Genomic DNA, 12,079 nt, shown 5'->3' on the forward strand with positions numbered 1-12,079 from the left:
CGATCCCCTTCGTTTCGCGCATTCAGTAGGATGGGCATGCTTTCAGGTATCAGGTATCAGGTATCAGGTATCAAGGGGCACCTTGTGTGGCAATCAAGCTGAAACCTGATACCTGACCGCTGATTACGTACTCATCCTGCGCCGTGATTCGGATACGGCCATCGACTCAGGATGAGCACTACCGGGTGCTGGTCAGGAGCGGCTCGATTTCTTCCAGGATCGTCTTGGGTTTTGGTCGGACCCGGTAGTTTTCGGCCACGTTGGACCACAGGATGCGGCCTTCTCGATCGACCAGCAAGCGCGCCGGCCGGGCGATATCGCCTCCGGTGAACGGATCGCCGCCCTTGTGGCGCAGACCGAGCGGGCTGATCAATGACAGATCTCCGTCAGAATAGTGTGCCATCGTCCACCTCATTCGCTTCGAGGTGCGCGCGATGATCTCCGGCGGATCGACCGAGATGGCGATGACCTGGACGCCCTTTGCCGCGAACTGATCTCTATATTCGTGAAGCTGACCCAGCTCCTGCAGGCAGTATCCTCACCAATGGCCTCGATAGAAGACCAGGAGACTGTAGGGGGCGTGGTGGAACAGGCTCCCCAATGCGGTCGCCTGCCCCTCGGTGCTCTTGAGCGAGGGTTGCGCGATGGCCGCTGGCGGCAGCGCATTTTCCTTTTGGACCGCTTGAGGCGCGGGTGTCCGATAGGTCGAGTAGATCTGCGTCCACCAGCCGAACAGGAGAAACAGCATCCAGCTCAGCACGTTGAGCGCGAGACGCGGCCAGGTGAATCGCGTGCGGATTTCCTTGAAGAGCAGGAACAGCCCGCCGGCCCCGATCAAATAGTGAACGATCGGGTAGCGCTGGTGAATCCCTAGCTGGAGGGCCAGGATCACGTAGGCAATGAACGACACGAATACGAGCAGGAATCCGATAAAACTCTTCATGACACGTCCTGCGGGGCGCAAACTCGATCCATCGGGAGCGAAAGATGTGAGGAAGGGAACTCGTTGGAACCTGAGATGTGCGATTCGGGTGGACCGAGACTCTCAATTAACCACGGCTTCGGGTGCCCTGTAAAGACAGATTTCCGGAGCGGCTCGCGACGCTTCCGATTCGCATCACACGCTTTGGGTTGACCGCCGAAGCCTGATACCATTCCGGGATAGGACGGTGTGTCGATGTCGGCCCATCGTTCGACCATCCGTCGTGTTGGATGAATCCCGTCAGGTCGCGTGCGAGCGATACCCGGCTGTCGCGTGCTCGATACGGGATGCGTTCACACCATCGCTCGGGTTTCGATGGACTCGATAAGAGGAGCTTTTGTAGTGAATGCCATGGTAGATCCCTTCGTCGCGGTGTCCCGTCGTTCTTTGCGCGGCATCCGCTTTTGTGTTGTCTCCACTCTTTTTCTCTCACTTTTCGCAATGACTTCCAACGTGCGTGCCGCCGATGCGTCCGAACTCGACGGTACCGCAGACCTGGTATTGCGCAATGGTCGCATCTACACGGTCGACAAATCGCAGCCGTGGGTCGAGGCCCTGGCCGTCAAGGACGGCATCATCGTGGCGCGTGGCAGCGAAGCCGATCTGAAAAAATGGATCGGCGATGGTACGCGGACACTCGATCTGGAGGGCGGCTTCGCGATGCCGGGCTTCATCGAGGGCCATGCACACCTCCTGGGCATGGGTGAAGCACGCCTGAATCTCTGGCTGGCGGATACCCGGAGCTGGGACGAGATCGTCGCGCGGGTCAAGGATGCCGCGGCCAAGGCCGCACCGGGTGACTGGATCACCGGGCGCGGATGGCACCAGGAAAAATGGGATGCCCAGCCCGCCAAAATCGTGAAGGGTTTTCCCACCCACGAGGCCCTCAGCAAGGTTGCTCCCAACAACCCGGTGGTGCTCGAACACGCCAGCGGTCACGCCTTGATCGCCAATGCCAAAGCCATGGAAGTGGCGAACATCGGAAGCGACGTGAAGGATCCGCAGGGTGGGGAAGTGTTTCGCGACGCAAAAGGCAACCTCACCGGAATCTTCAACGAAGCTGCCGAATCGCTGATCTATCGCGCACTCGAACGACACCGCAGCACGCTTTCGGAGGGCGCACGCAACTCACGCACCCGCAAGGCGTTGCGCCTGGCCATGCAGGAGTGCCTGGCCAAGGGCGTCACCTCGTTCCAGGATGCCGGCTCCTCTTTCGAGATGATCGAGGCCTACAAGGCACTTGCCGGGGAGCAGAAGCTTGGGATTCGCCTGTGGGTCATGGTCAACGCCGGCATCGACGATCTGCGCGAGAACCTGCACCGGTACCGGAAACTGAAACGCTACGGCAACGGGTATTTGACCCTGGGCGGGATCAAGGCCTATGCGGACGGGGCCCTGGGCTCGCGTGGCGCATGGCTCTTGAAGCCCTATGCGGACATGCCCGGGCAATTGGGACAGAATGTCACCACCGTGGCCGAACTCGAACAACTGGCTGAAATCGCCCTGGCCCACGAACTCCAATTGTGCGTTCACGCCATCGGTGACCGCGCCAACCGCGAGGTGCTCGACGTCTACAAACGCGCACTCGAGGGCCGAGACAAACGCTGGCGCATCGAACACGCCCAACACCTCCACCCCGACGACATCCCGCGGTTTGCCGAGCTGAAGATCATCGCCAGTATGCAGGGCGTGCACTGTACCTCCGACGCGCCCTTCGTGGAAAAACGTCTCGGGCACGATCGCGCCAGCCAGGGCGCCTATGCGTGGCAGGCATTGTGGCGGGCCGGTGTCGTCGTGAGCAATGGCACCGATGCGCCCGTGGAGGACGTATCTCCCCTGGCCAGCCTGTTCAGCACCGTGACCCGACAACTGGCGGACGGCAGTGTCTTTTTCCCCAAACACAAGTTGGATATGGACCAGGCGATTCGCTCGTACACCATCAATCCGGCCTACGCCGCTTTCGAAGAGGACATCAAGGGCAGCCTCGAAGTGGGGAAACTTGCCGATATCGTCGTGCTCTCGAAAAATCTGATGGACGTCGATCCGGTGCGGATTCGCGACGCGGAGGTGGTGTACACCATCGTGAATGGAGATATCCGCTACCGCAAGCCTTAACGCTTCGCCGATACCCCTCTTCACTTGGACGCCCTCCGGGTGGGGTAGGGGTTTCGGGCGGTAAAGGCTCCTGGGGTTCGGGATTTTCCCGGTGTCGCTGAATCGGGTTCGAGGTAAATTCACCAGGCTTTTGAAGCCATTGAAATGTGCGAAATCGGTCGAATTTTCGAAAACCGTTTTCTGTTCTCGGGGCGGTTTCCTAACCTCGTGAAAAGGGGTTGCTTAATCCTCTAAACACGATAAGATTCAAGCGGACTCCCGTGTCGCGAGGCGCGCTCGTTTCGGGCGTGTGCTCCAGGTCCTCCGAGACGCATTCGGACCTGAATCATCAAAGGCGTGAGCGGTTGGGGGCGTGGACGAGCCATGTCCAATGGGGATCCCGTGAGGTGGGATCCCGGTGGTCGGCTCCGTTCGAAGTTCCGCCGGCCCTTTCGGCGAAGTGTCGGTATGGGGGTCGTATAAGGTTGGCCTTGGTCCCGCGCCTGGAGGCAGCCCTGTTTAAAAAAATCTGGACTCAAACCGATCGCGAACTCATCCAGCGATGCCTCGAAGGCGATCAGCCCGCCTGGAACGCCTTGGTCAATCGCTACAAGCGTTTGGTGTACCACTTTCCCAGCGATGCTCGGCTGCGTGCCGAAGATTGCGACGAAGTCTTTCAGGAAACCTTCATGGCGATCTACAAGCAGTTGGACAAACTGCTCGAGGTGGATGAACTCTCTCGGTGGATCGCGACGGTGGCACAGCGCATCACGTGGAAGACCGCCAACAGGCGCCGTGGTCAGATGGATTACGAGGTTCCCCAGGAATACGACGTCATCGATCCCGACGATATCGCGCCGCGCCAGATGGAGTTGAAGGTCCAGCAGGCGATGGTGCGCCAATCCTTGGCCATGTTGAATACCAAATGCCGAAAACTTTTGTATCTGCTTTTTTACGAGCACGACAGCAGCGATTACCAGGCGATTTCCAAACAGGCGGGTATTCCGCACGGCTCGATCGGACCGACCCGTAAACGCTGCCTCGTGAAGTTTAAGGATCTTTTGAAAAAACGCGGTATCAATGAGAAAAATGTATCTGATTGGCTCTGAGCCGCACTTTAGAGAGTAATTCGGTATGGTTTTGTAGGAGGCATATTCTATGGCCGCTGAAACATTTTGGGACTTATTGGCCGGCATTGCGGCAAAAGACAGCAGCATTGCGGTGCCCGAGCAAACGGTACATGCGGCATATGATATTTTTCAGCCCCGTGCGCAGAAGTCCGCTACCAATATTTTTCAACTCAAACCTCTGGCAGATGCGCTGGTTCGCGATGCGGGTCCCAGCCGTAAGTTATTCTATGAACTTCACAACGGTTGTTTTCTGAATCTGGAACAAACCTGGGAAGCCGATGGAATTCATATCCACGGATTCATCAATGGGATTGATGAATCGGAAGTGTTTTTGTATGGTACAGAGAGTGTCTTCCGTGCACCCGTGATTTCCGGCGAATTCGAGTTCTCAGCCCTGGAGCCGGGTGAATATTCCCTGTCGTTCTGGCATGAAGAGGATCGTTATTGGGTGAGCGTGGTGTATCTGAAGGAGCAAGGCGACGTCTAGATGCGTCTTCCTACGCACGCCGATTCTTGATCGGCGAATGCTCCTTTGTCGAAATCGAGCGCGTATTCCTCGACCTACTCAGCCAAGACATCGAAGCAGCCGGTCTGCTCATTCCCGCCCTCAAGAAGCGCGGCTCCGTTCTCGATCCGCAGCAGCGCGCCACCCGTGATTGGCTCATCGGCCGTTATTTCGAAGCCAAGAGCGATCACCGCAACGCCATTTCCTGGACGCTCAAGGCGCTAAAGACCTTCCGCGCCTCGGGTGTTCGGGAAAAAGTGCACCTGTGTCTGCGCCTGTTGGCCTCGGCCTATCACTACCTGGGCCGACACCAAAAGGCCAAGGAAGTCAGCGACGCGATCCTCAGTGACCCGCTGTTGCCCAATCTCGAAAAGCTCAAGGTGATCGCCAACATGGGCGCGCTGGAGTACCGGGTCCACAACTACGGCCCGGCGCTGGATCACTTCCAAACGGCGCTCCGCCTGCTCGAAGAAGAGCCCCACCCCAAGTTCGAAGCGATCATCCGCCATAATTTGGCCAACCTGTTGGTCTGCCTCAACGAGTTCGGTGAAGCTGAAAGCAATTTCGAGCGCGCCTTGACGCTGTTTCACAGCCTCGGCATCAAGCTCTACGAAGCAACGGTGCTCCAGTCGTACGGCAACCTCTACAGCATTCTGGGACAATATTATTATGCCGAGAGCCGCCTGAAACAGGCGCGCACCCTGTACCTCGAAGGGGGCGATCAATTCGGCGCGGCCCTGTGCGACCTCGACTTCTACCACATGGAAATCCTGCTCAATCGCTACGAAGAGGTGTTGGACCTGGTGGATTCCCTGGTCGAGATGTTCGGCGATCTGGGTCGGCTCTTCGAAAAGGGTTTGGTCTATTACGAAGGCATCGAGGCGGCCCTGGCCGTGGGCGAGGAGGCCCTGGCCAGGGAGTATTTGGATCGCGCCGCACGACTCTTCAAACGCGAAAACAACCGCCATTACCTGGCTCTGTGCGATTTGGCTCGGGCGCGGATGGTCGCTCAGGGGGGCCGTGCCCGGCGCGGATTGACCTATCTCACGCGCGCCGAGGCCGTGTTCGTCGAGGAGGGTCACAAGGAGCTCGAGCTGCAGTGCATCCTCGATCGGTTGCGCTATTGCGGGACCATGCCCGACGAGGAAACCGTGGCGCGGGTCAAGGTGCTGTTGAAGGCGCCGCTGGGGCCCCGTGTGCGTACGGATGGCCTAATCCTGATGAGTTCCTATTGGTATGAAAAGGGCCAGTACCGGCGTTCCTGTCGGGCCCTGTTCGAAGCGATTTCCACCATCGAGGAAACGCGTGCCTCGATTTCCTCCACGCATTGGCGCGAAAGCTTTTTCGAGGACAAGGCACGGGTGTACGAACTGCTCATCGAGCGCCTCTTCCAGTGGCGTCATCGCGACGGGCGGAAGCTGGTGTTCAAGGTGATCGAACTGAGCCGTGGCCGCCAGATGACGGAACTGCTCTCCCGGCGCGAGGCCCTGCCGCCGGTCCTGAATCGAAACGAACCGCTCCTACTCGAATTGGACCGCCTCAACACCCGTCTGAACCAGTTGAACCGCAAGCTGGAGAGTATGGCCGCCCAGACCAGCACCTCCGATGCGGAAAAAACGGCACTGCTGCATTCCGTCAAGGAAACGCGCGGAGAGATCGACGAGTTGCACGGCCGCATGCGCGGTCAGAACCGCCTGGGCCTCTATTTTCCGATCGATCTGGAGGTCGAGGAACTCCAAAACCTGTTGCCGGACGGGACGCTGCTCGTCTGCTACTTCGTGGGCGGCAACGTCATCTACCGGCTGGAATTGGACGCCCAGGGTTTGCGAACCTACAGCAACCCGATCTACGCCGGTTTCGAGCGCGACTTCAATCAGTTGATGACCATGTTGTCGATGCCGGCCACCGGCCCCGAGCGTTTGGCCGTGATCACCGATCTGGCCGACCGGTTGAGCGCCGTCCTGGTGCCGAGCAGGGTCAAAAACGTCCGCCACATCACCTTTGTACTACATAAAAATCTTCAAAAATTTCCACTATCCCTGTTGCGGCATCGCGGGCGCTTTTTGGTCGAATCGGTGACCATGAGTCAATGCCCCAATTTATCGACGTTGTATTTTGCCCTGAAACGCGCCGCGAGCCGGTTTCACCGTCCCGTCTTCTTCTTTTCGAATCAGGCCGAGGACCCTTCGGCCCCGGAACGGGAGACCTTGTGCCGTCTGTTCCCGAACGCCACCGTTCATGCGCGACTGCCGGAAAAACCCGTGGGCGAAGTGGTGGGCGACAGCGACTTCATTCATTTCGCCGGTCACTGCTATTTCAATCGCCGCAATCCCACCGATTCCTTTCTGGAGCTGGCGGGCAAGCGCATCTACCTGGGACAATTCGCCGAAATGCGCTTGGACTGCCCCTTCATCAACCTGGCGTCCTGTCGCAGTGGTTCCGTGGTCCTCGCAGCGGGCAACGAGCCCTACGGGTTCGTCATTACCCTGTTTGCCGCGGGGGCGGCCCAAATCCTGGCCTCGTTGTGGGATATCGACGATCGCGTGACGGGTGCCTGGATGAACTGCTTCTACGACAATCTCCATTTGGGATTGGCCGAGTCCTATCGCAAGGCCTGCCTGACCGTCATGGCATCGTTTCCCGATCCCCACCTGTGGGCCGGTTTCTGTCTCTTGGGCAGACCCTGACCGCCGACCCGCTTCGAGAGGCCGGTGCTCTCGATGGGTCGAGAACTGCGTAGGTTTTCACCTAAAGTGTGCGATAACGCCGCCAAGAATCGCTCAATTTAGGTTTCAGGACTTTGGGTGTGGACCGGCCCGTCTCACCCCGAAACGGGCCGAATCCGATGTCACTTCTTCACGTTGTTGACGGTGATCGAGTTCCAGATGTCCATGTACCCGTAGCCCAACAAACCCCAGTAGTAGCTCGAGTTGTAATAGGTGACGTCCTTCGCGGTCGAGACGATACGCGACCGTACGTAGTGGCGACTGGCACCGGGCACGAGCTGGAGAATGATGGCGGCCTGCGCGGAAACCATCGGCGCCGCCATGGAGGTTCCCGAACGGTGCACGTAGCGGTTGTTGGGTGCGCAGCTCAGTACCTCCTCGCCGTAGGCGACCACGTCGATGTACGGCGAAAAGTTGGAGAAATCGGATTTGCGGTAGTCGCGATCCACCGAGGCGACCGTGATGACGCCCGGCACGTTGGCGGGGAACATCAGCGAATCGCTGTTTTCGTTTCCGGCGGATGTCACGATGGTGATGCCGAGGTCCTTGGCGAAATCGAGCCAGTCCTCCAGGGCCGGTGATGGGTCGTCCACGCTCAGGCTGAGGTTGATGATATCGGCACCGAACCAGATCGCGTGGGCGATGCCCTGGACGATGTCGAAGAGTTCCGCATGGCCGTCGCTGTCGGCGATTCGAACCGGCATGATGGTGACGCCCGGCGCCACGGTCTTGATGATTCCCGCGATGTGGGTTCCGTGACCCCAGCCTTCGTCGTAGATGCCGTTCTGGTTGGTGTCCAGGTTGTCGCGCTCTTCCGAGGGATCCCAGTCGCCGTCGACGAAATCATAGCCCCAGGACGAGAGGTTGGCGTAGAGAAACTGATGGTTCATGTCGACACCGGTGTCGAGCACGGCGACGGTCACGCCGTGGCCGGTGGAGTGCGGCCAAGCGCTGCCCACGCGAATTTGCTCGAGCCAATGTTGGCCGTAGATCGTGGGCTCGGGATCGGTGTCGTTGTTCAGATCGTTGAGTGATGCCTCGTTGGGCTCGCCTTCAAGAATAAAAATTGCGCGTGCATCGATGTGACCTGCGGAAATCAGCTCGCGAACCTGCGTCTTTTGATTGTATTCCGCGGTGTAGGTGATGGTCTGGAGTTGATCGACCAACGTCTGCCTGTCCAAATTGGATTCGATGGTGACGCGATAGGTGGCTTCGCCGTCGTGTTGGGCGTAACACACCACGTTGTAGCCGGCGAGAACGGTCGGAATATCTACCTGATAATTGAAGCGTAAAATAAATTCGTGGCGGGCACCGAACGCCATCGTACACGTGAAAAAAATAAGCACATAACGCAAAAGTGACATATTTGCTCCTCGAAGCGGGTGGGGGTGAGGTCTGCCGGGGGATGAGAGCAGCGCATCGTCGTGAAAAGGGACTGAAGCATGAAGGCGATTCGAAAGGTCGGCCATTGCTATCTGCCTGAAAGGAGAAGAGAATCAGGCGGCCGAGAGATGTGCTTCATTCGGGGCGCTTGCCGGATCCTTGGGAAGACCCAAGAAGAGCGGATCTTGGTGACTTGGGACATCCGGCTCGAAGGTTGACCGTAACGGTGGTGCATTGGGAATCGGAGTTTACGAAATTCGGGATTGTGCGTTGTGCTGGGGTGTCGGGTGGGGCCGGTTGGAACGGATGCCGTCAGTCGAAAAGACAGACGGGGTGTCGATGAACGGTGTTGCGTGGGGATAGATGTGTTTGGGTAGTGGGTTTCTTGGTTTTCGTTGCTCTGTTTCATACTGTGATGGGTAGTCGGTGTCACAGTATGTGATGCTCGGTGTGTAGGGTGGTTCGACAAGTGCGAATCAACGGTTCGGAACAGGGCGGTTCCCTTTTCGAGGGGGACCCCACGGCGGTCACTCTCGGTCTGCGCCGGGGGGAATGCCACAAAAATTCGATCGATGTTTTCGGTGTACGAATGCAGTGTGTTCTGAAAAAGCGCACGATGGCCGGCGGTGAATGGCTGTTCTCCCGTGGTGTCGCGATGGGCCCGGTATGTTGAACGACAGGGCTTTCCCGACCCCCGTCGCCCGGTGGTCGGACCTCCGGCGAGTGCCGGATGGAAAGATATCGATAGCCGTGCACAATTCAATGGCATGGGTTCCTCGAGCGTTTGGGAAGCCCGAAAGTGGGCCTCGTTTTGGTGGGAGAGAATGTTCCGGAAAGTGGAAAAAACCAAGCGAGTCGATCAGAAGTAACTGCGAATACACCGACACCTACAACGAAAATAACGGAATCAATTCATTTGTCAATAGGTTTTTTTTGGGCTCCTGTGAGCCGAAACACGATTGACTCCCATGCAGAAAAAAAGATAAAGCGTTCGGTGTTTGTATTCAAACTGCTTGAAATGTAAGTCTTGCGAAGCCGGATCAGAACTTTAACGAAAATTCCTTAAAAAAACGTATCTGGTCCATGGGGTCCCGGTACTTTGGAGGGTAGGCTGAGGTGGAAACCCTTTCTTGGTCGAAGGTTTTCATCTCGGTTGATATGGATTCGTCTTGATCTTGGCTCAGTTGGGATTTCGAACAGCCGGCACCAACCAACCCCCGAAATCCTTCCGATGTGCCAAGGTCACCGACGGTCTGTCATGTAGTTCGCACCAAAAGCCACTGCTCATCACTATTGGTGACTCCATCACCACGCCGGAGTCATTCAAATCAATGGAAAATGTGCTTTGTTGTTTTTGCTTCGCGGCTCGCGCGGGGCAAGTTTCCGTTGGAGAATTTCTGGATTTCATTCTCTGACTCGTTTGTGGTGAATTCGCCACTTTGTTTCGTGCTTTCTATCGTGTTCTCGTTCAGGTAACGGAAAAAGCCCCGAGTTTCGGCTCGGGGCTTTTTTCGTGTCCGCCTGGAGGGGGATGGGGGTCCGCTTGAATGGGGGTCAGCGCTTGAGGTTGATGATCTCCTGGAGTACCTGGTCGGCGGTGGTCACCGACTTGGAATTGGATTGGTATCCGCGTTGATGGATGATGAGATTGGTGAATTCGTCGGCGATGTCGACGTTGCTCGATTCCAGCGCCCCGCCGAAAACCACCGTACCGCCGTTGCCTTCGAGCAGCAGGGGTTCGCCCGATGCGCCGGTCTCCTGGAAGAAGTTGGCGTCGATTTGCTTCAAGCCCGCCAGGTTGTTGAAGTTGACCACGGCGACCGCACCCAGGGGATGGGTTTCGCCGTTCGTGAAGAAGCCCAGCATGGTTCCGTCCCGGGTGAATTCGATGCGGTTCAGGTCGCCGGAGCCGAATCCGTCCTGGAAGAAGGTTCCGTTGGCCGAGGTGCTCGAGAAGTTGGTCAGATGGCTGTCGTTGGTACCGTCGTCGGCGCCGCCGAATTCGATCAGGTCCCATGTGATTTGCTGGTCTTCGGGAACCAGGCCGTCGGCGTTCGCCGGCAGATTGCCCAGCCGAATGATCGGATTGGCCGCCGCCGGATCGTCGACGCTCAAACCGTTGATGGTGCTGAGCCGACCCTGGGCATCGAAGGTGACGGTCCCGGTGGCGCCCTCGATGACATCGCCCTCGTCGAGGCTGAATTGATAGGTCCACTGGTTTTCGGTCTCGGATTTGACGAATTCCAGGTCCAGCCGATGCGACTGGCCGGCACTGTCCCAGATGTCGATCGTGGTATTGAAAGTCTCGCCCGCGCCTGCCTGGGCGCTGAGGTTCGTGATGTAGCGAACCAGGCTGGTCGCACTGGGTGGCGAGGGCTGTTCGAAGTCGATTTGGAGATTGGCGGGTGTGCCCGTGCGGACCACGTTGCCGTCGGCGTCCACCTCGGTAAAGCCCTGAACGTTCCATCCGTTGGGTGCCACCAGGTTGCCGTTCAAATCGAAGGAAAAGTTACCGGCGCGGGTGTAGGCCGTCCGGGTGCCGTCGCTGACCTGGAAAAAGCCTTCACCTTGAAGGGCCAGGTTGCTGTTGATGCCGTTGGCCCGAACGGCGCCTTGGAGGTGGGTGGGGCCGATGCGGGTCGTGCGCGCGCCGAGGCCGAATTGAACGGGGTTGGCGGCGCCGAAGAAGCCCTGGATCTCGCCGGCCATGATTTGAGCGAAGTTGATGTCGCTGCGCTTGTAGCCGGTCGTGTTGATGTTGGCCAGGTTGTTTCCCACGACATTGATCGCGGTGGCGTGGGATCTGAGTCCGGTAAGTGCGCTGTAAAAAGTGGGAAGCATTTGCCTGCCTCGGGTTTTTTTCGAACAAGAGGGGCAAATAACGAGCCAAGGAGGTGGTGTCTGGGAAGAGATGTTCTCCGCAGGGGCATGGGTGTGCAGGTGTAAGTCTTTTTTTACCACAGAGTTCACAGAGATCACCGAGGTAGATGCTCGCCCAGGTGGACATGGTATCGGTTGTCAGGCGTTAGGCTTAATCTAATTAGCTGGTGATAAATATCTTGTAGAGGCCTGGTAGCTGACTGTCGATACTGGTTTGCATCGGGAACCCGCCGGACTCCATGAAACGATTTCAAAAACCCTTTTCGCTGGTTGGACGCTGGTTGGAATACCGATCCCTTGACGGTTTCGGTCCAAACGAACGTTCCCCCAATCACGGATCAAGTAGCGCTTCAGAAAGCGAGTGAGACCGTTAAACGGC

General features: G+C 57.8%; 8 protein-coding genes. 4 read left to right on the forward strand and 4 right to left on the reverse strand.

Annotation, left to right across the window (positions count from 1 at the left end; all coding sequences use genetic code 11):
* Positions 1-178 precede the first annotated feature (178 nt).
* Positions 179-529 (reverse strand): peroxiredoxin family protein, encoded by a 351-nt coding sequence (locus J3U87_RS01345; RefSeq protein ID WP_272932503.1) that lies wholly within the window; start codon positions 527-529, stop codon positions 179-181.
* Positions 530-538: 9 nt separating this feature from the next.
* Positions 539-943 (reverse strand): hypothetical protein, encoded by a 405-nt coding sequence (locus tag J3U87_RS01350; RefSeq protein WP_237381226.1) that lies wholly within the window; start codon positions 941-943, stop codon positions 539-541.
* A 390-nt stretch (positions 944-1,333) separates the two neighbouring features.
* On the opposite strand from J3U87_RS01350, the gene J3U87_RS01355 reads away from it, so the two are divergent.
* From J3U87_RS01355 to J3U87_RS01370, 4 genes are all read left to right on the forward strand, one after another.
* Complete coding sequence (locus tag J3U87_RS01355; RefSeq protein ID WP_237384468.1) at positions 1,334-3,097, forward strand: amidohydrolase; 1,764 nt, start codon at positions 1,334-1,336, stop codon at positions 3,095-3,097.
* A gap of 386 nt (positions 3,098-3,483) precedes the next feature.
* Positions 3,484-4,185: an RNA polymerase sigma factor gene (locus J3U87_RS01360; protein WP_272932448.1), complete on the forward strand. Its 702-nt coding sequence runs from the start codon at positions 3,484-3,486 to the stop codon at positions 4,183-4,185.
* A gap of 49 nt (positions 4,186-4,234) precedes the next feature.
* Entirely contained in the window at positions 4,235-4,693 is a 459-nt protein-coding gene (locus tag J3U87_RS01365; RefSeq protein ID WP_237381227.1) for a hypothetical protein, read from the forward strand.
* 26 nt (positions 4,694-4,719) lie between these two features.
* The gene (locus J3U87_RS01370; RefSeq protein WP_237381228.1) at positions 4,720-7,398 is read left to right on the forward strand and encodes a CHAT domain-containing protein; all 2,679 of its coding nucleotides are present in this window, start codon (positions 4,720-4,722) and stop codon (positions 7,396-7,398) included.
* 161 nt (positions 7,399-7,559) lie between these two features.
* Here J3U87_RS01370 and J3U87_RS01375 read toward each other — a convergent pair whose 3' ends face one another.
* Positions 7,560-8,801 (reverse strand): S8 family peptidase, encoded by a 1,242-nt coding sequence (locus J3U87_RS01375; RefSeq protein WP_237381229.1) that lies wholly within the window; start codon positions 8,799-8,801, stop codon positions 7,560-7,562.
* A 1,573-nt stretch (positions 8,802-10,374) separates the two neighbouring features.
* On the reverse strand, positions 10,375-11,661 hold the full coding sequence (locus J3U87_RS01380) for a flagellar hook protein FlgE (RefSeq protein WP_237381230.1): 1,287 nt from the start codon (positions 11,659-11,661) through the stop codon (positions 10,375-10,377).
* Positions 11,662-12,079: the final 418 nt, after the last annotated feature.

Origin of the sequence: Sulfidibacter corallicola (genome assembly GCF_017498545.1) — a bacterium.
In the GTDB taxonomy this organism is placed as follows: domain Bacteria; phylum Acidobacteriota; class Holophagae; order Acanthopleuribacterales; family Acanthopleuribacteraceae; genus Sulfidibacter; species Sulfidibacter corallicola.